The following is a 23312-nucleotide window of genomic DNA, read 5'->3' on the forward strand; positions in this document are numbered from 1 at the left end:
CACGCGGGCGCCCCCCATGCTGGTGCCTTGGCCAACGCGGCCGAGCTCGCCGCTCGACAGGCGCTGCTGGAAACCGCTGGGCACACCGCGCCGATCCGCGCCCTCGCCCGCCGCATCCACGAAGCAACCGGGCGCCCCGTGCCCGATCCGGACCCGCTCGACGGCGGCGTGGAGGCGCGGCTGCTGCTTCTGCTCGAAACCCCGGGCCCCCGCATGTCGCACGAGCACGCCATCGTCTCCCGCGACAAGTCCGGCGGCACCGGCGCCAATCTGCGCCGCTTCCTTGGTGCCGCCGGCATCGCGCGGGCGGATACGCTGATCTGGAACGCCGTGCCCTGGATCATCCACGCCCCGGGCGCCCTCAACCGCGCGCCGAGGATGGCGGAGCTGCGCGCCGGCCTCGACTTCCTGCCTCCGCTGCTCGGGCTGCTGCCGCGGCTCCGCGTCGCGGTGCTGGCCGGCCGCTTCGCCGCGGCGGCGGAGCCCGCCATCCGCGCCGCCCGCGCGGCGCTGCCGGTGCTGGCCATGCCGCATCCCAGCCCCACCTATGTCTGCACCAGCCCGGCCATTCCCGCGCGCATCGCGGCGGTACTGGACGAGGCCGCCGCCCTGCTGCGCGCCACCCCGGCGTGACGGCGGATCTCCGCGCGCGCCGCCGCCTCTTCGCCGCCCTCGTCGCATTCGTCGCCCTCCTCCTCGTCGACCTGGGGCTGCGCGTCCTTTCCCCCGGCGGCTGGACGGGGTGGGAGGTGCTTCTCCTTCTCTGCCTCCTCGCCAACGCACCCTGGCTCGGCCTTTCCGCCGCGACAGGATTTCTCGGCGCGGCCATCCGGCTGCGCGGCGAGGACGCGGCACCTGTGCCCGCCAGTCGGCCCACTCTCCGCACCCTGCTCGCGGTCTGCCTGCGCGACGAGGACACGGAGGCCGTGCTGCCGCCCCTCGCGCGCCTGCTCGACGGGCTGGTGGAGAGGGGCCACGGCGCGCGCTTTGCCATCGCCGTCCTTTCCGATACCGCCGACCCCCGCCGCGCCTGCGCCGAGGAGGCCGCCATCCGCCGCCTCGCCGGGGCATACCGCCCCGGCACCGTCCTGCACCGCCGCCGTCTCGAGAACACCGGCTACAAGGCCGGCAACGTCATGGACTTCCTCGACCACCACGCCGCCGGCTTCGACCTCATCCTGCTGCTGGACGCCGATTCCGAGATGACGCCGGCCGCCGTTCTCCGCATGGTCGGGGCGATGGAGGCCGATTCCCAACTCGCCATCCTGCAATCCACCATCGCCGGCCGTCCGGCCGCGGCGCCCTTCGGCCGCCTCTTCGGCGCCGGCCATCGGCCGGGCTCCCTCACCTGGGCGGTCGGGCAGAACTGGTGGCAGGGCACGGAGGGTCCCTTCTGGGGCCACAACGCCCTCGTCCGCATCGCGCCCTTCCGCACCCATTGCCGCCTGCCCACCCTGCCGGACGGCAGCCACATCCTCTCCCACGACCACGTGGAGGCCGCGCGCCTGCACGCGGCCGGCTGGGCCGTGCGCGTGCTGCCGGACACCTCGCCCGGCGGCGACGGTTCCCGCGAGTCCCACCCGCCGAACCTTCCGGAGTTTCTCGTGCGGGACCGCCGTTGGGCCGCGGGCAACCTGCAGTACCGCCACCTGCTGCGCGACCCCTCCCTGGGCGCGCTCGGGCGGTTCCAGATGCTGCAGGCCATCCTGCACTACGTCCTCGGCCCGCTCTGGTTCGCCATGCTGCCGCTGGCCGCCCTCAACGCCGCGATGGACGGGGAGGGGACGCCGCGCGGCACGCTCGTCGCGCTGCTGGCGCTCGGCTATGGTGCGCTGCACCTTCCGCGCCTGGCTGGGCACGCCGTGGCCCTGCTTCAGGGCGCCGGCCTGCCCTATTTCCGCACGGCCCTGGCCGAGAGCGTCTTTCTGCTCCTCTTCGATGCGATCATCGCCTTCGACAAGACGCTGACGGTGCTCTCCCACGCCTTCGGCCTCCGCCGCGGCACCTGGCTGGCGCAGCACCGCGCCGAGCGCCGCGTCTCCTGGGGCGAGGCCGCGGCCCTCCTTTGGCCGCACACCGCAGCCGGGATCGTCATCCTCGGCCTTCTCGCCACCTCCGGCTCCGCCTTCGCGGTGCTGGCGGGGCTGCCGGCCTGCGCGGGGCTGCTGCTCGCCATTCCCTTCTGCGTCCTGACCGCCTCCCCCGATGCGGGCTGAAACCGTTCCGCTCATTGCCGCGCCCGCCTGGCGCTATGCCGTCATCGCCGGCCTCTACGCCTATCAGGGCCTGGTCGCCGGCTTCGCGCTCACCGCCCTGCCCAACCACTACGCCGCCATGGGCGCCACGGCTGCGGCGGTCGGTGCCCATGTCGCCACCGTCGGCCTGCCCTGGATCCTGCAACCCCTCTGGGGCCCGGTGGTGGACCGCTTCGGCGGCTTCGCCATGGGGCGGCGCCGCTTCTGGGTCATCGCGGCCCTCACCCTCTCCCTTCTCGCCCTCGCCCGCCTGCTGCTGGTGGAGGACGAGAGCGTGTCCGGCCTGTCCACCGTCAGCGCCGTCTTCCTCGTGCAGAGCGCCTTCGCGGCCCTGACCGACACCGCGACGGACGGCATGATCATCGACAACGTGCCCGCCGAGCGCCTGGGCACCGCCAACGCCATCACCCGCGTCGGGTTCGTCTGCGGTGCCGCGCTGGGCACGGCCCTGTTTGCCTGGATGCTGCCCGCCCACGGCCTGCACGCCTCGGCGGCCGCGCTGCTGGGCATCGGCGTCTTCGCGCTGCTCCTGCCGCTCATCGTGCGGGAAAGGGCAGGGGATGCCCTGCTGTCGCTCCGCTCCGCGCCCGCGCACGCGCACGCGGCGGGCGAAACCTTTGCCCGGCTGCTCCGCCGCCTCGCCGCCAGCTTCGCCGGCGGCACGACCCTGATCCTGCTCGCGATCTGCTTCGCGACCGACTATGTCGGTGCCCTCTTCCGCCTGCCGCTGACCGTCGAGCTCATCCAGCACCGCGGATGGGAGGCCGAGGCCCTGTCCCGGTTCCAGGCCGTGACGGCCCTCGTCACCGGCACCGCCGGCGCGCTGCTGGTGGGGTGGTGGACGGACCGTGAGGGCACGTCCCGCGCGCTCGCCATCCTTTTCGCCCTCTGCGCCGCCTCGCATCTCGGCGCGGCGGCGCTGCTGCTTGCCGCGGACCCGGACTGGGCCGCGATGACGGGGCCGCTGGCGCTCGGCCTCTCCACCGTCATGCCCGCCCTGCTCTTCGTGGCCCTCGCCCCCGCGGTGATGCAGGCGAGCCTCGGCCCCGCGGCGGCCACGCGCTTCGCCCTCTTCATGGCATCGCTCAACATGGGCGACGTCGCGGGCTCGGCCATGGCGGGCCAGGTCGCCTCCGCTGTCGGCCTGCCGCTGGTCGGCCTCGTGGCCGGCAGCGCCTTCGGCCTGCTCGCCCTGCTGTCGCGCCTGGGCGTGGCGCGGCGGCTGGGGCTTTCCTAGGCCTCCTCCATCACCAGCAGCGTTTCCCCGGCCGTCACCGGGCGCCCCTGCCGGCAGCGGATGCTGCGGATGGTCCCGCCGATCGGGGCGGAGACGCGAAGCTCCGTCTTCATCGCCTCGAGGATGACCACCGCATCGCCGGCGGACACGACCTGTCCTTCCTCCACCAGCACCTTCCAGACGCTGCCATGGATGTCGGCCGCGACCTTGCGCCCGTCCATCTCCTCCTCGGCCGGCGCCTCGGTTGCCTCCGCCGCGGGCTGGGTGTCCTCCTCGCGCCAGCGGGCCACCTCCCTTTCGAAGGCGACCGCCTGTCGCGCCTTGAACGCCGCGATGCTTTCCGCCTGCTCGGCCAGGAAGGCCTCGTGCGCGCCGAGGTCGAAGACCTCCTCCTCGATGCGGATGCTGGCGCGGCCCTCGCGGAAGTCCTCCCGCAGCCGGTCGAGTTCCGCCTCGCTCACCTCATAGTAGCGGACCTGGTCGAAGAACTTCAGCAGCCAGGGCTCCCCGGGAGTGAAGACGGGGTTGCGGAGGAACTTGTTCCAGATGGGCAGCGTGCGCCCGACGAGCTGGTACCCGCCCGGGCTGTCCATCCCGTAGATGCACATATAGACGCCGCCGATGCCCACCGTGCCCTCAGCCGTGAAGGTGCGGGCGGGGTTGTACTTGCTCGTCAGCAGCCGGTGGCGCGGGTCCACCGGCACGGCGCAGGGCGCGCCGAGGTAAACGTCGCCCAGGCCGAGGATCATGTAGCTCGTCGCGAAGATCGTGCTCCTGACCTCGTCCCGCGTTGCCAGCCCGTTGATGCGTTGGATGAAATCCACGTTGTTCGGCAGCCAGGGCGCGCTGGCCCGCACCGTCTCGCGGTAGCGGTCCACCGCGCCGAGCGTCGCGCTGTCCTCGAAGGCCATGGGCAGGTGGACCACGCGGGTCTTCACGCGCATCGCGGCCACGGGCGGCAGCCTGGCCTCCAGCGCGATCAGCGTCTCCAGCAAGGCGCGCTGATGGATCACGCGGCTGTCGTAGTTCACCTGCAGCGAGCGCACGCCGGGCGACAGCTCCAGGATGCCCGGCACGGCATCGGCCCGTAGCGCCTCCATCAGCGCGTGGACGCGGAAGCGGAAGCGCAGGTCCAGCACCGGCGGGCCGTATTCGAGCAGGATGTAGCGGTCGCCCGCCTGCCGATAGGCCACCTCCGGCCGGTCGCCTTCCGCCGGCAACTCGGCCAGCACGCAGGCCGAGACGGTACCGGCCGGCGCGAGGGAAGGCGCCGGCATCGCGACCACGTCCGGCGCCGAGAGCGAGGCGATCGACGCATCCTGCGCGCGCTCCAGCGCGAGCGCCGTGTCGAAGGGAATGGGGCGGAAGCGGATGCGGTCGCCCGGCTTGGCCTGCCCCACCTTCCACAGCTCCGCCTTGGCGATCGTCACGGGGCAGACGAAGCCGCCCAGGCTCGGCCCGTCCCGCGTCAGGATCACCGGGCTGTCGCCGGTGAAGTTCACGCTGCCGATCGCGTACTCGCAGTCGTGCACGTTGGAGGGGTGCAGCCCGGCCTCGCCGCCGTCGCTGCGCGTCCAGCTCGGCTTGGGCCCGATCAGGCGGATGCCCAGGCGGTTGGAGTTGTAGTGAACCTCGTAGGCGGCGGCGAAGAACGCGTCGATCGCCCCGGTGGTGAAGAAGTCCGGCGCGCCGTGCGGGCCGTAGAGAACCCCCACCTCCCACTCCGTGGGATAGGACGGCACCAGCGCGGCCGGCGCCGCGCCCGGCGCGGGCGCACCCGGTGCGGGCCGCCCGAGCGGCAGCATGTCCCCCGTCCGCAGCACGCGCCCGGCATGCCCGCCGAACTGCCCGAGCACGAAGGTGGAGCGGCTGCCGAGATACATCGGCACGTCGAAGCCCCCGCGCACCGCGAGATAGCTGCGGCACCCCGTCGTCGCCCGCCCGATCGTCAGCACCTGGCCGGCGCGCACCGGCACGGGCGCCCACCACGCCACCGGCTCGCCGTCCAGCGTGGCGGATGCCGGTGCGCCCGTCAGCGCGACCACGCCATCCGTGTGGAAGCGCAGCGTCGGGCCCGCCAGCGTGCATTCCAGCCCCGCCGCGTCCTCCCCGTTGCCGACGATGCGGTTGCCCAGGCGGAAGGCGAGGTCGTCCATCGGGCCGGAGGGCGGCACCCCAACGTCCCAGTGCCCGACGCGGCCGGGATGGTCCTGCACCGTGGTGAAGGTGCCGGGCTCCAGCACCTCCGCCGCCATGGCGTGGTAGGCGAAGCGCGAGAGCGCCTGGGTGGACACGTCACCCGCCGCGAAGGCGGGCGAGGCCGCCACCTGACGCAGGTAGTCGAGATTCGTCGCGATGCCGCCCAGCCGCGTCGCGTCCAGCGCCGCGCGCAGCTTCGCGATGGCTGCCGGCCGGCTCTCCGCGTGGACGATCAGCTTCGCCAGCATCGGGTCGTAATAAGGCGAGACCTCGGTGCCCGTGGAAACCCAGCCATCCACCCGCGCATCGGCGGGGAAGAGCACCTCCGTCAGCGTGCCGGGAGAGGGCTGGAACCCATGCGCCGGGTCCTCCGCGTAGAGCCGCACCTCGATCGAGGCGCCGCGCGGCACCGGCAGCGCCTCCAGCGCGGGAGGCTCGCCCGCCGCCGTGCGGATCATCCACTCCACGAGGTCGATGCCGAGCACGGCCTCCGTGACGGGATGCTCGACCTGCAAGCGCGTGTTCACCTCGAGGAAGTAGAATTCCTCCCGCGCGCGGTCGTAGATGTATTCCACGGTTCCGGCGGAACGGTAGCCCACCGCCTCCCCCAGCCGCGCCGCGGAGTCGAGCAGCCGCGCCCGCACAGCGTCGGACAGGTTCGGCGCCGGCGTCTCCTCCACCACCTTCTGGTTCCGCCGCTGGAGCGAGCAGTCGCGTTCCCCCAGCGCCACCACCTTGCCGCGCCCGTTCCCGAAGATCTGCACCTCGACGTGCCGCGCGTCGTCGATGCAGCGCTCCAGGAACACGCCGCTGTCCTTGAAGAAGTTCGCGGCCAGCCGCTGCACGGCATCCCAGGCCGCTTCCAGCGCCGCCTCGTCCGCGCAACGGGTGAGGCCGATGCCGCCGCCGCCCGCCGTGCTCTTCAGCATCACGGGATAGCCCAGCCGCGCCGCCGCGGCGCGCGCCTCCTCCAGCCCGCCGAGAAGGCCGGTGCCGGGCGTCAGCGGCACGCCCGCCTTCTCCGCGATGGCGCGTGCGGCGTGCTTGAGGCCGAAGTCCCGCATCTGCTGCGGCGTCGGACCGACGAAGGCCAGCCCCGCCGCCTCGCAGGCCTCGGCGAAGTCGGCGTTTTCCGCCAGGAAGCCGTAGCCGGGGATCACGGCCTGCGCGCCCTCGGCCTTCGCCGCCGCGATGATCAGCTCGCCCCGGAGATAGGTTTCCGCCGCCCCGTTCCCGGGCAGCTCCACCGCCGCGTCGCAGGCGCCGACATGGGCGCTGTTGCGGTCGGCGGTCGAGTACACGGCGACGCTGCGGATGCCCATCGCCCTAAGGGTGCGCGCGATGCGGACGGCGATCTCGCCGCGGTTTGCGATCAGGACGGTCTGGAACGGGACGTTCTGCGACACTGGGGGCGGGGCTCCGGGCTCTTGGCGAGCCCGGGTCGCCCGTCTCGCGCGGGCCGGCGCCCAGGCCGCGACCCGTGCGCAGCAAGCCTCATGCCATGCCGGAACGGCCGGCTCCGCTCAGGCGGCCACGGTCCCGGCCGCGAGCAGCGCCGCGATCTCCGGGCGCAGCCCGTGCCCGCGCGTCGCCTCGCCCACCGCGGCCAGGCTGCACGCCCCGCCGCGCACCGCGCACCGCGCCCCGTACCGCGTCCTGGGAAACCCCGTGGCAGACGCGGAGGTTGGGGGAGGGCGGCGGCCCATCCGCTACCCTCCCGGCGAGCAGCGCGGCCAGCGGCGCCACGCCATTCCCCGCGAGCACCCCCGCCGGCCAGTCCCGCGGCGGCAGGCGCTGGTGCGGCCCCAGGAACAGCGCCGCCTCTGCCCGCCCTTCGCGCAGCAGCACGCCGCGATGCAGCCCGGCCGGAGGGATCCTCCAGCCGCGCCCATTCCCCACCCTCCACCGGCAGCAGGGCCACGAGCCGGGCGAAGGCCTCCGCCGGCGCCTCGACCCCTGCCGGGTCGTGCCGCCGGTGAGCAGCGTCAGCCGCCCGTCGCCCTCCGGACGCTCGGCATGCGACACCCCGACGAACCTCGCGCGTCCCGCGGGGAAGGCGCCGTCGGCGAAGAAGCGCGCGGGGGCCGCGCCCGCTGCCGGCACCGGCCAGCGCGTGAGCGCCATGGCCTTGTATTCCGCGTCCGTCATGCCCGCGAGGCCCGAGATGTCGAAGGCCCGCCGGCCGCCATTGCCGAGCCCCGTCAGCGCCGCGTGCTCGCGGAAGATCGCGGCCGGCCCGTCCCAGGTGAAATCGGTGGCCCAGCCGAGCCGCGCCGCCACCTGGGCGATGATCCACCAGTCCGGCCGCGCCTCCCCCGCCGGGCGCAGGAGGGGCAACGAGGCCGATGGTCCGCCCATCCACCTCGGCGCATTCCTCGGCCGTCAGCACATGCGGGTCGCTGGTGCGCATCCTGTCGTCCGCAACGATCCCGCGCTTCACCGACAGGCCGCTCGCGCGGGCCAGGTCCGTGTTCGGCCGTACGCCGACCGACATCGCCACCAGCCGCGCCGGAATGCGCTCGCCGGTTTTGAGCCAGACCGCCTCCACCCGGCCGTTGCTCTCGATCGCCACGGTTTCCACCGGCATGCGCAGAATCAGGTCGCGTGCCCGCAGCCGCCCGGCCAGCAGCGTGCCCGCGTCGTGGCCGAGTTGCCGCTCCATGGGCCAGCCCTCGCGCGCCACCTCGATCATTCGCCGCGTCTCCGCCAGGGAATCACGCCCCGCAGGTCCGCGCCCGGCAGCGGCAGGCGGAAGGACTTGCTGCCCGTGGCCAGCACGCACCCGTCATAGGCAATCCGCTCTCCACGCCCCGTGACCGCGCAGCGCGCCGCGAGGTCGAGCGAGGCGATCGGCTTGCCGGGCCGGTATCGCGCCCCGGCCGCCTGCGGCCCGGCCAGGAAGTGCGTCATGAGCGCCGCCTGCTCCACCTCGCCGACGAGATACCCGGACAGGGCCGCCAGCGTCGCGCGCGTTGCGTCCAGCTCCGTCCGCATGGCGTGGTGCGCGCGGAAACAGCGGATCGCCACCTCGATCACCGGCCGCGCCCGGCCCGGCACCAGCCCTTCCACCACATAGGCGGCAACTCCCGCCTCCAGCGCCGCCTCGATCTGCTCGGGCTCGCCCTTCTCGGCAAACAGCACCACGGGGCGCGGTCCGTTGCGGTTCAGGGCCCGCATGCTCTCCAGTGCACCGCGCCCCGGGGTCGTCCAGGTCGCAGACGATCACCTCCGCCCCCGATCCCCGCGCCAGCCTTGTCAGGTCCGCGGTGTCGGAGGCGATGGCCACCACGGTGCAGCCCGCCGCTTCCAGCCCGGCCGAGACCAGGGCAGCGCGCTCCGCATCCGCATCCACCAGAAGAACTCGCAGTTTCCATCTCCCTGGCGCCCGCCGCCGTGCTGCGGCGCACGCGCAAGGGCTTTGCCAAACCGCCTGGGGCGCCCACCCTCCTCCGCGGCCCGATCTTGCGTCGGGCGGTACGCGATGCGGGAGAGAAGCGATGGCCCAACGGACGAACATGCCCGACCTGCCCGGCCTGGCCGCCGCCGCGCGGTCCCAGGGACATGGGGATCCCTTCGCCACCCCGGCGCTGGCCATGGCCCTCGTCCTCAGCCGCCGGCTGGACGACGGCGACCTGACCCTGGACACCCTGCGCGAGGCGCTGCGCCACTTGGGCGACCTCGCCTTCGCCGACCGCGCCGCGGCCCTGGCCCGCAAGCTCGGCGGCACCGATGCCGGTGCCACGGACGCCGCCCTGATCGCGGTCGCCACCCGTGCCGCCCGCCCCGACCCCGCGGACAGCCCCGTGCCCTTCGCCGCCTTCCGCCAGGCCTGCGAGCGCCCGCGGGCCGCCGCGGTGTTCACCGCCCATCCCACCTTCTCCCTGCCGCGTGGCACCAACCGTGCCCTGGCCGAGGCCGCCTGCGGCACGCCAGCCCCGCCGGGCCTCCCCCTGCGCCCCGTGCCGCCGGACCTGGAGGAGGAGTTCACCCAGGCCGTCGCCGCCATGGCCAACGGGCGCGACGCCCTGGACCGGCTGTCCGCCGCCTTCCTTGCGGTGGGCCGGGACTTCTGGCCGGACCGCTGGCGCAGCCTCGTGCCCTCTCCCGTGCTGCTCTCCTCCTGGGTGGGCTACGACACGGACGGGCGCACCGATATCGGCTGGCAGGACACGCTGCGCCTGCGCCTGCGCATGAAGGAACTCGGCCTCGCCCGGCTGGAGGCGCAGATCGCCGCCCTGCCGCCGGACGGCACCGGCCCGCTGCGCGAGCGCCTGGCGCTGGCGCTCGAAGCCCTGCGCGCCCAGATCGCCGCCTGCCCGCCCTCCGGGGCGGGTGTGGACCCCGAGGCCGCCCGCCAGTTCGCCCTGCTTCTGGTTGGGCGCCGCGAGGACGCCCTCACCACGCCCGAGCCCCTGCTGGAGCTGTTCGGCGCAGCCATCGCCCAGGCGCCGGACGATCAGGCCCGCCTCGCCCTCTGCGTCGCCCGCGCGGGGCTGGCGGCCCACGGCCTGTCCCTCGCCCAGACCCACACCCGCCTGAACGCCGCCCAGCTCCACAACGCCGCCCGGCTGCGCGTGCCCGCCCTCGGCGGCGCCCCGGACGATGCCGCCCGCCGCCGCGCCCTGTTCGGCGCCATCAACGCGGCGCTCGACGAGGCGAAGCCCGAGCCGGTGGACACCGGGGGCCTGCTGGCGGAATCGGCCAGCGCCATGCGGCTGATGATGACGGTGGCGCAGATCGCCAAGCACGTGGACGCCTCCAAGCCCGTCCGCTTCCTTGTCGCCGAAACCGAGAGCGGCTTCACCCTCCTCGCCGCCCTCCTCCTCGCCCGCCTCTGCGGGGTGGAGCGCCATGTCGAGATCAGCCCCCTCTTCGAAACTGCGGAAGCGCTGGAGCGCCGGGGCGAGCGCGTGATCGAGGAAGCGCTGCGCTCCCCGCACTGGCGGGCCTATCTGCGCGGGATCGGGCGCCTGTGCCTCCAGTTCGGCTACTCGGATTCCGGCCGCTATGTCGGCCAGCCCGCCGCCAGCCACCTGATCGAGCGGCTGAAGCTTCGCGTCGCCGACCTCCTCGCCCGCCACGGCATGGGGGAGCTGGAGGTGGTTCTCTTCGAGACGCACGGCGAGGGCCTGGGCCGCGGCGGCCATCCGGACGGCCTGGCCGCCCGCCTGGACTACCTGGACCCGCCGGCCGTCCGCGCCGCCTTCGCCGCCGCCCGCATCCCGACGCGCATCGAGACCAGCTTCCAGGGCGGCGACGGCTACGCGCTGTTCGGCACCCCCGCCCTGGCCCATGCCGCCATCGCCCGCATCGCCGAGCACGCCTTCGCCCCGCCGCCGGGCGAGGTGCCAGGGGAGATCAAGGACCCCGTCTACATCGAGGCCGGCTTTGCCGCCGACCTTTTCGCGGGCATGCGCAGCGCCATGGCGGTGCTGGTGGACGATCCCGGCTACGCCGGCCTGCTCGGCGGCTTCGGCCCGGCCCTGCTCGACCGCACGGGATCGCGCCCCGCCGCGCGGCAGAGCGACACGGGCGGCCCCGCCACCATCCGCCACGCCCGCGAACTGCGCGCCATACCGAACAACGCCGTGCTGCAGCAACTCGGCTTCCTGGCCAACCTCACCCACGGCCTGGGCGCCGGCGCCTCGCGGGAGCCGGAGGGCTTCTCCGAGCTGCTCCGCAAGTCGCCCCGCTTCGCCGGCGCCATGGCCTTCGCCCGCGCGGGCCTTTCGCTTTCGGACCCCGATATCCTGCGCGGCTACGTCACCACGCTCGACCCCGGCATGTGGCTGGACCGCGCGGCCAATGCGCGCAGCCCCGCCAATGCCGCTTCCCTCTCAGCCGTCGCCACGGCGCTGGAGGAGCAGGGACTGGGCGATCCCGTCCGCCGCGTGTTCCGCCGCCTGTTGGCCGACGACACCGCTCTCCGTGGTGCCTGGCCCGCCGAGGGCGATGCTCCCCATATGTCCGACCGGCTCTTCGCCGTGCACGCGCTGCGGCTGATGCTGGTGCACCGCATCTGGATGCGCGCGGTGAACATGCCGGAATTCTCGCCCCGCCACGGCGTCACGCGCGAGAGCCTGCTGCGGCGGCTGCTGCGGCTGGACGTGGAGGAGGCGGCGACGCTGCTGGACCAGGTCTTTCCCGCGCACGAGCCGCCCAGCGCCGCCCTGGACTATGGCGAGCCTCCTGCGCCCCGCTATGGCGGCTATGGGCGCGAGCACGCGGAGCTGATGGAGCCGTTGCGCGAGCTGTTCGCCATGGTGCGCGAGGCCAGCGCGGTGGTGTCGCTCGAGTGCGGCGCCTTCGGGTGAGGCGGGGGCTCGCATGCTGAGCGTCAGCCGCTGCGGCCCCGGAAAGGGCGCCGTCCTCTCCGGGCCTTTCACGCCCCGGGCATGAGGCCCCTGGATGCCCATCCGTCTGTTGCGGGTGTTCCCTGCTCCCAGCCCTCGCCTCGGGTCACCGACCCGAGGCGCCCCCACCGCGGAAAATTCCCGTGGCAGAGAAAAAGCCGATGGGGAGGGGAAGAACTCTTTGTTCCTCTCCCAAGGGCCATCCCGGGAAAAGTTCCGTCAGACCTCCGCCGCCACCCGTGCGCCCGCCGGCACGTCGCCCAGGCCGGTCTGGCCGTAGAGCCAGTCGATCGCGTCGTACCACTGCTCCCGGGTCTTGGCGCCCATGACGCTGTTGCGCAGAGCCGCATGGGCCCCGGCCGGGTGGTAGATGTGGTCCCCCACCGCGCGGGACTGCAGCTGCACCCGCGCGGTGCGCAGCACCCGCCGCCGCCGGTAGTTCTCCAGCGCCGTCTCCGCCGCGCCCGGGTGCGCCGCCATCTCCTGCGCCAGGCAGACGCCGTCCTCCATGGCCATGCAGGCGCCCTGTGCCAGGTATTGCAGCGTGGGATGCGCGGCATCGCCCAGCAGGGCCACGCGCCCGTCCACCCAGCTCTCCGTGGGGTCGCGGTCGCACAGCACCCAGAGCTTCCAGTCGCGCCCGTGCCGGATGATGCTCTGCGCCAGGGGATGGACGTGCTGGAAGCCGCGCATCACCTCCTCTTCCTCCACGGGCTGCCCGGCCACCGGCTCCGGCGCATCGTTGTGGTAGGTGACGACGAGGTTGAACTGCTTCCAGCCGGACAGCGGGTAGTGGACGATGTGGCACTTCGGCCCGGCCCAGAGCGTCGCCGCGTTCCAGCGCAGGTTCTCGGGCATCTGCTCCGTGGGGATGACGGAGCGGTAGGTGGTGTGCCCGGTCACGCGCGGCGGCCCGTCGCCCGCCACGCGGGCGCGGATGCGCGACCACAGCCCGTCCGCCCCGATCAGCACGGAACCCTCCACCGCCTCGCCCGATTGCAGGAGGGCCGTGACCCCCGTGCCCTCCTGTCGGTAGTCCATCACGGCGCAGCCGGTGCGCAGCGTGATCCGTGGGCTGGCCTCGCAGGCGCGCAGGAACACCCCGTGCAGGTCGCCGCGGTGCACCACGGCATAGGGGTTGCCGAAGCGCTTGCGGAAAGGCTCGGTGACGTCGATCACGGCGATGTCCTCCGCCGTCAGCGCGTCCATCAGGCGAAGCTGGTCCACATAGACCGCCATGGCCCGCGCGGCGTCGCCGATGCCGAGGTGGTCGAAGGCCTGGAAGGCGTTGGGGCCGAGCTGGATGCCCGCGCCGATCTCCCCCAGCACCGCCGCCCGTTCCAACACCGTCACCGTGAAGCCGGCGCGGGCGAGGCCCAGCGCCGCGGCCAGGCCGCCGATGCCGCCACCCGCGATGAGGATCGGCTTTTCGGGGCGAGTGGTCATCCTTGGTCCTCCGGGTGCATGGTCTTGTTGATTGGCAGGCCCTGGGCTGGGCGGCACGGATGCGGTGCACATTCCGCAGGGCCCAGGGGAACCGGCAGGGAATAATTGACCCTACACGGATTGTCCGTGTACGGTCAAACGGCAAACAGGGAGGCGACCATGGACACGAACTTGAATGCCGCGCCCGGCACGCAGGATGCGGCCGTGGAGGCGAAGCGCCAGGAATTCTATGGCCGCATCGGCCAGCGGAACATGACGCCGCTCTGGCTCTCGCTCGCCGAGCTCGTCACCCCCGAACCCCGCAGCGCCTGCCGCCCGGCCAGCTGGCGCTTCGACGAGATCCGCGCGGCCATGATGGAGGCCGGCAGCCTCATCACCGCCAAGGAGGCCGAGCGCCGCGTGCTGGTGCTGGAGAACCCGGGGCTGCGCGGCCAGTCCCGCATCACCACCTCGCTTTATTCCGGCGTGCAGCTCGTCCTGCCCGGCGAGGTCGCGCCCGCCCACCGCCACACCCAGACCGCGCTGCGCTTCGTGCTGGAGGGCAGCGGCGCCTACACCGCCGTGAACGGCGAGCGCACGATCATGGAGGAGGGCGACTTCATCATCACGCCCCCCATGGCCTGGCACGACCACGGCAACGACAGCGACCGCCCGATCTTCTGGCTGGACGGGCTGGACATCCCGGTGGTGCAGCTTCTCGACGCCTCCTTCGCCGAGCATCTCGGCCAGGACGAGCAGCCCGTCACACGGCCGCTGGGCGACAGCGACGCCCGCTTCGGCGCCAACCTGCTTCCGGTGGACCACAAAGCCAGCGGCGGCAGCTCCCCCGTGTTCAACTATCCCTATGCCCGCACGCGGGAGGCGCTGGAGCGCATGCGCCGCGCCGAGGCCTGGGATCCCTGCCACGGGCTGAAGATGCGCTACGCCAACCCGATCACCGGCAACCACGCCATGGCGACCATGGGCACCTTCATCCAGCTCCTGCCCAAGGATTTCGCCACCGCCGCCTACCGCTCCACCGACGCCACCGTCTTCGTGCCCATGGAGGGCCGCGGCCGCTCCATCATCGGCGACGATTTCGTGGTGGAATGGGGCAAGCGCGACGTCTTCGTCGTACCCTCCTGGAAGAGCGTGCGGCACGAGCCGGCGGAGGACAGCGTGCTGTTCTCCTTCTCCGACCGCCCGATCCAGGAGGCCCTGCACCTCTGGCGCGAGGACCGCGGCAACGTTTGAAGTGCCGCTGCCTGCGGCAACGCCTGACGGCGTGCGGGCCGGAGGGGCTACTCCGGCTCGATCCGGGCCACCTGCGCCATCTGCCCGCTGCGCACGTCCTCGGTGGCGATGAAGCGGGCGAAGGTGGCGCGGTCCTCCGTCACGGGCTCCGCGCCCTGCTCGGCGATCTTGGCGCGCGTCTCCGGCTCGCGCGAGATCGCCTGCACGGCCGCGCTCACCCGGTCCGCCTCGGCATCCGCCAGCCCCTTGGGCGCCCAGAGCGCGTACCACAGCGTGAAGTCCAGCGAGGGCATGCCCTGCTCCGCGATGGTCGGGATGTTTGGCGCGCGGGCGGCGCGGCGCGGCCCCATGATGGCGAAGGCGCGCAGCCGGCCTTCCTCGATCTGCGGCAGGGCCGAGCCCAGCGGTGCCACCATCAGCGCCGTGTTGCCCGAGATCACGTCCGTCAGCGCCGGCGCCGTGCCGCGATAGGTGACCACCAGGCTGTCCAGCCCCACCTCGCGCTTGAAGCCCTCGGTGGCGAGGTGTCCCATGGAACCCAGGCCTGAATTGGCGAAGGCGAAGCGGTCGGGTGCCGCCTTCATGGCCGATACCAGCGCGGCGGCCCCGCCCTCCGGCGTGTTGCGCGGATGGCCCACCAGCACCATGGGTGCGGTCGCCAGGCGCGAGATCGGCGTGAAGTCCGCCACGGGGTCATAGGGCACGCTGCGCATCACGCGCTTCGCCATCAACTGGATGTCGGCATTGACCAGAAAGGTCAGCCCGTCGGGCGCCGAGCGCGCCACCTCGGCCGCGCCCAGCGTGTTGTTGGCGCCCGAGCGGTTCTCCACCACCCAGGTGGCGCCGAGCACGTCGTTCAGCCGGGCCGCGTAGATGCGCCCGATCACGTCGATCGCCCCGCCCGGCGCGGCCGGGACCACGAGGCGGACCGGCCGGCGCTGGGCCCGCGCCGCGGCGGGAAGCCCGAGCAGCAGGGCGGCGGCCCCGAGATGGCGTCGGTGGATGCTCATGCCCACTCTCCTTCTCAGATACCGCCATAACCGGCGCGGGCGCGCCAGTAGGACCAGGCCCGGTCGAGCGGACGCTCCCCCATCAGCATCTCCGCCGTCATGCGCGTCTCGCCCTCGGTGAGGTAACGGGGCTTGCCCATGGCCATGGCGCGGGACTGAAGCTCCGCGTTATCCTTCATGCGGACGGACACGAAGACCACGGCCGGCAGGGAATGCGCGGCGCAGGTGGCGCCGTGGTTGCGCAACAGCACGGAGGTGCCGCCGCCCAGCGCGCGCGCCAGGCTGTCGGCCTTGGGCACGTCGTCGATCAGCATGTTGGTGTCGCCGAACTCGTCCCGGCTGTCCCACACGGGCACCGGCCCGCCCAGCACGGATGCCATGTGGAACACCGGGCGCAGCGGCACGTAGTCGATCACGGTGTAGGGCAGCACCGCCGGGGAATGGTGGTGGACCGTCGCCTGCACGTCCGGCCGGGCCGCGAAGATCCGCGCGTGCAGCACGCTCTCGAGATACGGCCGCAGCCCCTTCGGGTCCACCGGCACCCCATCCAGCGTGAACTCCAGCAGGTCGTCGCGCGTGACGATCTCGGGGGAGCGGGAGCGGGACACGAAGAAGCGGTCCGCGCGGTCGGGATGGCGCACGGCCACATGCCCGAAATCGTCCAGCACGCCCTCATGCGCGAGGATCCGGTTGGCGATCACCAGATCGCCGAGCATGCCGTACAGGTCCTGCTTCAAGCGCGGCCTCCATCCCCGGGGGAGAACACCAGGTGCCCTGCCCATTTTCGTTGAAAGGCAGTATGCGTTCTTTCAGCATGCCGTCAATCGAACCGGCCCTGCCGGAGGCTGAAGCGCATCCACCCCCAAGGACGAACACGGAACCCGCACCCGATGCACGATCTTTACGCGATGCCCGGGCACCTGATCCGGCGTGCCCAGCAGATCTCCGGCGCCCTCTTCGCCGAAGAGGTCGGCGCGCATGACCTCACCTCCGTGCAGTTCAGCGCCCTCTACGCCATCCGGGAGAACCCGGAGGTGGACGCCACCCGCCTGTCCGCCCTGATCGCCTTCGACCGCTCGACGCTCGGCGGGGTGCTGGAGCGGCTGGAGGCGAAGGGCTGGATCGAGCGTGCCCATGCCGGAGGGGACCGCCGCGCCAAGCGCCTCCGGATCACCCCGGCCGGCGAGGCCCTGCTGCGCCGGGTGGAGCCGGCGGTCCGCCGCGTGCAGGAGCGCATCCTCGCCCCCCTCTCCAACGCGGACCGCCTCACCTTCATGCGGTTGCTCGCCCAGCTGGCCGAGGTCCACAACGAGGTGACGCCGGCCCCGCTGCGCCGGAGCGCGGCGGGGTAGGGTGGCGCGCTAGCGGCCCGCCCGGCTGCGCGCCACCATGCGCGCCAGCTCATCGACGCCCAGGAAGCGCGGGGCGCTGCCCGCCGCCAGCGCGTCCAGGCTCGGCGAGGGCAGGCCGAGCCGGCTGGCATAGATCCAGGAATAGGCCAGCACGCGCTGCACATAGGCCCGCGTCTCGTTGAACGGGATGCTCTCGATGAACAGGAATGGGTCTTCGCGATGCCCGTTGGCGGGCATCCAGCGGGAAAGATTGCCCGGCCCGGCATTGTAGGCCGCCAGCAGCCGGATCAGGTCCCCCTGCACGTTCTCCTGCCCGGAAAGCTGAAGCAGGTAGCGCTGCCCCAGCTCCAGGCTGTAGCCGGGATCGTGCAGCCGCCGGTTGCCGCCATCCCGCAGCGCCGCGTCGCCGGTGACATAGGCGGCGGTGGCCGGCATCACCTGCATCAGCCCGCGCGCCCCGGCGGGCGAGACAGCATCCGGGTCGAAGTTGGATTCCTGCCGCGCCAGCCCGTAAATCAGCGCCGGATCGGCCCGCCAGCCGCCCTGCGGCTCCAGCCGCGGCACGGGGAAGCGGGCGTAGTCGCGCGGGCGCCCGTCCGCGGCCTGCGCCTGGGAGGCGAGCATGGTCGCCAGTTCCGTGATCCCCGCGCCCGTCGCCGCCGCCAGCATCCCGCGCGCCAGCGCCGGATTGCCCTTGGCCACCGACCACAGCCGGCGCAGCTCTGCCTCCGCCCGCGCCTTCTGCCCGACCTGGATCAGCGCCAGCGCCCGCCACCCGCCGGCAGTCTCGGCCAGCACGGCGCTTTCCGCCTCCCCGGCCACGTCGCTTTCCCAGGCGAAGCCGGGCGGCAGGCCCAGCGCGCGGCGCGCCACCAGCCCGTAGAAGGTCCGCGGCTCCTGCGCGGCCTGCAGCATCCAGGGCACATAGCCCTGCGGCCGGCGGGACCGCACGGCGGCGCGCGCCGTCCAGAAGGCGGCGGCCGCGCGCAGCACGGCCGGGGCGGCCTCGTCGCGCGCCGCCTTCTCGAAGAAGGGCAGCGCCGTCTCGTACTGGCCCAGCCCCCAGGCCGAGAGCCCCGCCAGATAGGATGCCTGCGCTGGTGCCTGGGGCGCCCGCGTGGCGAGCGACGCGACGCGGAAGGCGTCCTGGTCCTTGCCCCCGGTGAAGAGCGCCAGGGCCACATCCGTCTGGAGGGCCGCGGCATAGGCCGGGGTCATCCCACGGGTGTTCGCGATGAAGCACAGCGCGTCCTGCACATCGCCCCGGGCGGCCATGTCCCGCACCGTGCGGTCCAGCGCGGGGTTGCGCGCCAGCGGCGCGCCGGCGGCGGCGGGCGGGGCGCGCTCCTCCGGCGGGACCTCCTGGCCGGGGGCTGGCACCTCCTCGGCCACGGCTTCCCCGGGCAAGGGCGGCACGGCAGTCCCCTGGGGCAGGCGCGCCACCAGCAGGGCGTGCAGCCGGGGCGCGTCGGGCTGGTCGGCGTGCTCGGCCAGCCAGGCGCGCAGCTCCGCCACCGTCGGCTCCACCCCGCCGGGCCGCCAGCGGTCCGCCTGCACGTGGCCCATGAGCCGCCGGTCATCGAGCCGCTCCGCCTCGCGCGTCGCCTGGATCATCTCGCCCCGGGCCTGCAGCTCGAAGATCCGCCGCAGCCGCGCCGCGTCGGAAGGGGCCAGGGGCTGCGGGAGGCCCGGCGGCGTGGCCGGTTGCGCGAAGCCGGCCAGCGGCGTGCGCTCGAAGGCCAGCGCGATTTCCTGCGGCGTCTGCATTTCCTGCAGCCGGCCGAAGGATGCCCGGGGCTGGGATGGGGCGAGGGAAGCCGGCTCCGGCGCATGGGGGCGAAGCTCCGCGGCCTTCGACAAAGGCCTGGAAGGCCGCGCGGCGCGCGCGATGCCGCGCGCCGGTTCGCGCCGCGCCGCGCGCGCCGGCTCGTGCCGGGGCTTCGCTTCCGGCGCCCGGCCGCGCGCCGCCGGGCGCGCTTCGGCCCGCGCCGGTCCCGCCTGGCCCCGCGCGGGGCGAGGAGGCACGGGCCGCACGGACACGGGTCGCGAGGGCCCGGAACGCACGGGTCCTGGCCGCGAAACCGCGGCACGCTGGTTGTCGCGCGGCAGAACCTGCTCGCGCCGTGTATGGCTCTCCGGCGCACGGTGCGGGGCGGCCGCGACGGGTCCGCAAAGGAGAACCGCCAGCAACAGCACCGCCCATGCCGCACGCCTTCGCCGGGGGGGACGGCGATCGAGCCCGGGGGGGGAAGCTCGCATATGGCGGCACGGTTAGGGGCCTGTGCCGGGAGGGGCAACCCGCGAGCGCGTGATGCCGCACCCGCACAACCCGGAATCAAAGGCTTGGCCCGGGCGAGCCCTTCACGTTCCGGTCAGCTTGCCGGAGCGGGTTCATCCAGCGCGCGCCGCAGCAGCCGCAGGTCGGCCCAGGAGTCCCGCTTGGCCGCCGGCTGGCGCAGCAGATAGGCAGGGTGGAGGGTGGCCAGGGTCGGCACCGTTCCCAGCCCCGGCACATCCAGGGCGTGCCAGCGCCCACGAAGGCGGGTGATCCCCTCGTTCCGCCGCAGCAGCGCCTTGGCGGCCGTGCCGCCCAGCAGCACCACGTGGCGCGGCCGGACCAGCGCCAGGTGCCGCAGGACGAAGGGCGTGAAGATGTTCATCTCCGCGTCCGTGGGGGTGCGGTTCCCGGGTGGCCGCCAGGGCAGGATGTTGGTGAGATAGGCGTTGCGCGCCCGCTCCACCCCGATGCTGGCCAGCATGCGGTCCAGCAACTGCCCGGACACGCCCACGAAGGGCCGGCCCTGGCGGTCCTCGTCGGCCCCGGGCGCCTCGCCCACCAGCACCAGGCCGGAATCCGGCACGCCATCGGCCAGAACCAGGTTGCCCGCGGTTTCCCGCAGGGGATGGTCGAGCGCGGCCAGGGCCTCGCGCAACGCCCCGATGCTGTCGGCGCCGGCAGCCAGCGCCCCGGCCCGGGCCGATGCGGGGGCGAAGGCCAGGGAAGGCGCGGGCCGCAGGGCGGGCAGGGGAAGGCCCGGAGAGGCGGGCGGGGTGGAAGCCGCCGGAGGCGGAGCCGCGGCGGGCCGGGCGGACGGCGGGGCCAGCGGTTCCGCCGCCGCCCGCGGCCGGGTGCGGTCCTGCGGCGCCTCGTCCAGCGCCTCGTCGGCGCCCCAGGCGATCTGCAACTCCAGCGCGGCCAGCAAGGCGGCCGTCTCGGCCCCGTCGAGCTCCATTCCCCAGGTATCGCCCCCCGGCGGGTCTTCGTGCAATGGCATGGGGTTACAGCCGGCCCGGGGCGACGCTACATCCGGAGCAATCTCAGGAGGAGCACCCGTGTCAGACCGCGAGAGCATGGAATTCGACGTCCTGGTGGTCGGTGGCGGCCCCGCGGGGCTGGCGGCCGCCATCCGGCTGAAGCAGGCCGCGCCGGACGCCACCGTTTGCCTCGTGGAGAAGGGCTCGGAGATCGGCGCCCACACCCTCTCCGGCGCGGTGCTGGAGCCGCGCGCGCTGGACGAGCTGTTCCCCGACTGGCGCGACGACCCACCGGCGCTGATGACGCCGGCCGGCGACGACCGCTTCATGTTGCTGACCGAGAAGCGCGCCATCAAGCTGCCCACGCCGCCCGCGATGAACAACCACGGCAACTACGTCGTCTCGCTGGGCAACGTCTGCCGCTGGCTGGGCGCGAAGGCCGAGGCGATGGGAATCGAGATCTACCCGGGCTTCGCCGCCTCCGACCTCGTGGTGGAGGACGGGCAGGTGAAGGGCATCGTCGCGGGCGTGATGGGCATCACGAAGGAGGGCGAGGAGGGGCCGGACTTTCAGCCGGGCATGGAGCTCCGCGCCACCTACACGATCTTCGCCGAGGGCTGCCGCGGCTCGCTCACCAAGCGCCTCTTTGAGATGTACGACCTGCGGAAGGACTGTCAGCCGCAGACCTTCGCGCTCGGCATGAAGGAGCTTTGGGAGATCCCGAAGGAGAAGCACACGCCGGGCCTGGTGTGGCACTCCACGGGCTGGCCGCTGAAGAGCGACACCTATGGCGGCTCCTGGCTCTACATGCTCGGCGAGAACCTCGTCTCCATCGGCTTCGTCGTCGGCCTCGACTACAAGAACCCCTGGCTCTCGCCCTTCGACGAGTTCCAGCGCTTCAAGACCCACCCCGCCGTGCGCGGCTTCCTCGAGGGCGGCAAGCGCATCGCCTATGGCGCCCGCGCGCTGAACGAGGGCGGCGCCCAGTCCGTGCCGCGCCTGATCTTCCCCGGCGGCATGCTGGTGGGCGACACCGCCGGCTTCCTGAACGTGCCGAAGATCAAGGGCACGCACACCGCGATGAAGAGCGGCATGGTCGCGGCCGAGGCCGTGGCGGCGGCGCTTGCCAGCGGCAGCCCGCCGCCGGTGCTGGAGAGCTATCCCGAGGCCATCCGCCACTCCTGGGTCTGGGACGAGCTGCACAGCGTGCGCAACATCCGCCCGGGCTTCGCGAAATACGGCTTCTGGGGCGGCATGGCCGCCGCCGCGCTCGACACCTATGTGTTCCGCGGCAAGGCGCCCTGGACCTGGGTGCACCACGCCGACCACGAGACCCTCAAGCCCGCCGCCGAGAGCAAGCGCATCACCTATCCCAAGCCCGACGGGAAGCTGACCTTCGACCGCCTTTCCTCCGTGTTCCTGTCCAACACGAACCACGAGGAGAACCAGCCGAGCCATCTCGTGCTGCGCGAGCCGACGCGCTGGAAGGGCGTGAACTGGGACCAGTTCCGCAGCCCCGAGAGCCGCTACTGCCCCGCCGCCGTCTACGAGGCCGTGGGCCCGGAAGCCGAGCGCGAGCTGCGCGGCACGCCGGACGCCGAGGCGACGGGGCAGGGTGCCACGACCGAGGCCGGCGACGCCGCCGTGCACCTCGTCATCAACGCGCAGAACTGCGTCCACTGCAAAACCTGCGACATCAAGGACCCCACGCAGAACATCGACTGGCGCACGCCCGAGGGCGGCGGGGGGCCCAACTACATCGGTGGCATGTGAGGATCGACGAGCAGGTCGTCCTCGTCACCGGCGCCGGACGCGGGCTGGGGGCGGCCATCGCGGCCGCCTTTGGCCGGGAAGGCGCGCGGGTGGTGGTGAACTATCGCCGCAGCGCCGAGGCGGCGGCGGCGGTGTCGGCACCCTTCGGGGACCGCGCCATGGCCATGCAGGCGGATGTCACCGATCCCGGCGCGGTGGCGGCCATGCTCTCCACGGCCGAGATCCGTTTCGGCACGCCCGTCACCACGGTCGTGCACAACGCCCTTTCGGACTTCCGCTTCAACGGCGATGACCGTGCGAAGATCGCGGACATTTCCTGGGCCGACTTCGCGGCGCAGATGGAGGTTTCCGTCCGCGGCGCCCTGAACCTCATCCAGGCCGCATCCCCCGCCATGGCCGCGCGCGGCTTCGGCCGCATCGTCACCATCGGGACGAACCTGTTCCAGAACCCGGTGGTGCCCTACCACGACTACACCGCCGCCAAGGCCGCGCTGCTCTCGCTCACCCGCACCGCCGCCGCCGATCTCGGGCCGCAGGGGATCACGGTGAACATGCTCTCCGGTGGCCTTCTCCGCACCACGGACGCGAGCGCCGCGACGCCCGGGGCGGTTTTCGACCTCATCGCGCAATCCACACCGCTGCGCCGCGTGACGACGCCCGAGGAATTCGCGGATGCCGTCCTGTTCTTCGCCTCCCCCTGGAGCCGTGCGGTGACGGGCCAGAACCTGGTGGTGGATGGCGGCCTCGTCCGGGACTGATCAGTCCTCCCCGATCAGCAGTTGCAGTGCCCGCAGGATGATGGCGCGCTCCGCCTCGTCGAAGGGCGCCAGCCTCTCCCGCTGATGGGCGCGGGCGGCCGCCAGCACCGGTTTCACCCGGGCACGGCCCTCCGGCGTGATGTGGATCAGCACCCGCCGCCGGTCCTCCCGCGCACCCTTGCGGCGCACAAGGCCCTCCCCCTCCATCCGGTCCAGCACCTTGGTCATGCTCGGCTGCTTCATCATGACCATATCCGCGAGCTTCCCCACGGCCAGTCCGTCCGCCTCGGCCAGGCAGGCCAGCACCCGCCATTCCGGCACCGACAGGTTCCAGTCCTTCAGCGCGGCGTGGAAGGAGGAGGACACCGAATGGCTCGCCCGCGCGAGAAGATAGGGCAGGTAGGTCTCGGTGAAGGCCACGGGAAACCCATCTCTTTTCAT

General features: G+C 73.1%; 17 protein-coding genes and 1 pseudogene. 8 read left to right on the plus strand and 10 right to left on the minus strand.

The window, feature by feature from the left end; all coding sequences use genetic code 11:
* Positions 1-27: 27 nt before the first annotated feature.
* The 3 genes from ACFFIC_RS15900 to ACFFIC_RS15910 are packed head-to-tail and all read left to right on the plus strand — an operon-like array spanning position 28 to position 3492.
* Complete coding sequence (locus ACFFIC_RS15900; RefSeq protein ID WP_377052055.1) at positions 28-633, plus strand: uracil-DNA glycosylase family protein; 606 nt, start codon at positions 28-30, stop codon at positions 631-633.
* A complete protein-coding gene (mdoH, locus tag ACFFIC_RS15905) occupies positions 630-2216 on the plus strand; it encodes a glucans biosynthesis glucosyltransferase MdoH (RefSeq protein WP_377052057.1) in 1587 nt (528 codons plus the stop codon). The genes ACFFIC_RS15900 and mdoH overlap by 4 nt, the downstream gene beginning before the upstream one ends.
* Complete coding sequence (locus tag ACFFIC_RS15910) at positions 2206-3492, plus strand: MFS transporter (protein ID WP_377052059.1); 1287 nt, start codon at positions 2206-2208, stop codon at positions 3490-3492. Before mdoH ends, ACFFIC_RS15910 begins: the two co-directional genes overlap by 11 nt.
* On the opposite strand, the gene uca is transcribed toward ACFFIC_RS15910, so the two are convergent.
* The 4 genes and pseudogenes from uca to ACFFIC_RS15930 all read right to left on the minus strand — a co-directional run bounded on the left by uca (position 3489) and on the right by ACFFIC_RS15930 (position 8868).
* Positions 3489-7097, minus strand: a complete 3609-nt coding sequence (uca, locus tag ACFFIC_RS15915; RefSeq protein WP_377052061.1) for an urea carboxylase — start codon at positions 7095-7097, stop codon at positions 3489-3491. The genes ACFFIC_RS15910 and uca overlap by 4 nt on opposite strands.
* Before the next feature lie 88 nt (positions 7098-7185).
* A complete protein-coding gene (locus ACFFIC_RS15920; protein WP_377052206.1) occupies positions 7186-8049 on the minus strand; it encodes a hypothetical protein in 864 nt (287 codons plus the stop codon).
* Between the two features lie 19 nt (positions 8050-8068).
* A pseudogene (locus ACFFIC_RS15925) lies at positions 8069-8383 on the minus strand (FAD-dependent oxidoreductase); the annotation flags it as partial.
* The gene (locus tag ACFFIC_RS15930) at positions 8380-8868 is read right to left on the minus strand and encodes a hypothetical protein (RefSeq protein WP_377052063.1); all 489 of its coding nucleotides are present in this window, start codon (positions 8866-8868) and stop codon (positions 8380-8382) included. The pseudogene ACFFIC_RS15925 and the gene ACFFIC_RS15930, both read right to left, overlap by 4 nt.
* 320 nt (positions 8869-9188) lie before the next feature.
* On the opposite strand from ACFFIC_RS15930, the gene ACFFIC_RS15935 reads away from it, so the two are divergent.
* Entirely contained in the window at positions 9189-12005 is a 2817-nt protein-coding gene (locus ACFFIC_RS15935; protein WP_377052065.1) for a phosphoenolpyruvate carboxylase, read from the plus strand.
* A gap of 258 nt (positions 12006-12263) precedes the next feature.
* Here the strand turns inward: ACFFIC_RS15935 and ACFFIC_RS15940 are convergent, their stop codons facing one another.
* Positions 12264-13490 (minus strand): 3-hydroxybenzoate 6-monooxygenase, encoded by a 1227-nt coding sequence (locus ACFFIC_RS15940; RefSeq protein ID WP_377052067.1) that lies wholly within the window; start codon positions 13488-13490, stop codon positions 12264-12266.
* Positions 13491-13649: 159 nt separating this feature from the next.
* Here ACFFIC_RS15940 and gtdA point away from each other — a divergent pair, with 159 nt between their 5' ends.
* Entirely contained in the window at positions 13650-14723 is a 1074-nt protein-coding gene (gene gtdA / locus ACFFIC_RS15945; protein ID WP_377052069.1) for a gentisate 1,2-dioxygenase, read from the plus strand.
* A 47-nt stretch (positions 14724-14770) separates the two neighbouring features.
* Here the strand turns inward: gtdA and ACFFIC_RS15950 are convergent, their stop codons facing one another.
* Both ACFFIC_RS15950 and ACFFIC_RS15955 read right to left on the minus strand, forming a co-directional pair.
* Entirely contained in the window at positions 14771-15733 is a 963-nt protein-coding gene (locus ACFFIC_RS15950; RefSeq protein ID WP_377052071.1) for a Bug family tripartite tricarboxylate transporter substrate binding protein, read from the minus strand.
* Positions 15734-15747: 14 nt separating this feature from the next.
* Positions 15748-16470 (minus strand): class II aldolase/adducin family protein, encoded by a 723-nt coding sequence (locus tag ACFFIC_RS15955; RefSeq protein ID WP_377052073.1) that lies wholly within the window; start codon positions 16468-16470, stop codon positions 15748-15750.
* 153 nt (positions 16471-16623) lie between these two features.
* On the opposite strand from ACFFIC_RS15955, the gene ACFFIC_RS15960 reads away from it, so the two are divergent.
* Entirely contained in the window at positions 16624-17085 is a 462-nt protein-coding gene (locus ACFFIC_RS15960; RefSeq protein WP_377052075.1) for a MarR family winged helix-turn-helix transcriptional regulator, read from the plus strand.
* A 9-nt stretch (positions 17086-17094) separates the two neighbouring features.
* Here the strand turns inward: ACFFIC_RS15960 and ACFFIC_RS15965 are convergent, their stop codons facing one another.
* Both ACFFIC_RS15965 and ACFFIC_RS15970 read right to left on the minus strand, forming a co-directional pair.
* Positions 17095-19125, minus strand: a complete 2031-nt coding sequence (locus ACFFIC_RS15965) for a lytic transglycosylase domain-containing protein (protein WP_377052077.1) — start codon at positions 19123-19125, stop codon at positions 17095-17097.
* 332 nt (positions 19126-19457) lie between these two features.
* A complete protein-coding gene (locus ACFFIC_RS15970) occupies positions 19458-20360 on the minus strand; it encodes a uracil-DNA glycosylase (RefSeq protein ID WP_377052079.1) in 903 nt (300 codons plus the stop codon).
* A 76-nt stretch (positions 20361-20436) separates the two neighbouring features.
* Here ACFFIC_RS15970 and ACFFIC_RS15975 point away from each other — a divergent pair, with 76 nt between their 5' ends.
* On the plus strand, positions 20437-22113 hold the full coding sequence (locus tag ACFFIC_RS15975; RefSeq protein WP_377052192.1) for an electron transfer flavoprotein-ubiquinone oxidoreductase: 1677 nt from the start codon (positions 20437-20439) through the stop codon (positions 22111-22113).
* Entirely contained in the window at positions 22110-22871 is a 762-nt protein-coding gene (locus ACFFIC_RS15980; RefSeq protein WP_377052081.1) for a 3-oxoacyl-ACP reductase, read from the plus strand. The genes ACFFIC_RS15975 and ACFFIC_RS15980 overlap by 4 nt, the downstream gene beginning before the upstream one ends.
* Here the strand turns inward: ACFFIC_RS15980 and ACFFIC_RS15985 are convergent, their stop codons facing one another.
* A complete protein-coding gene (locus tag ACFFIC_RS15985; protein WP_377052083.1) occupies positions 22872-23291 on the minus strand; it encodes a MarR family winged helix-turn-helix transcriptional regulator in 420 nt (139 codons plus the stop codon).
* Between the last annotated feature and the right edge of the window lie 21 nt (positions 23292-23312).

Origin of the sequence: Muricoccus vinaceus (genome assembly GCF_042433125.1) — a bacterium.
GTDB classification, from domain to species: Bacteria; Pseudomonadota; Alphaproteobacteria; order Acetobacterales; family Acetobacteraceae; genus Roseomonas; species Roseomonas vinacea.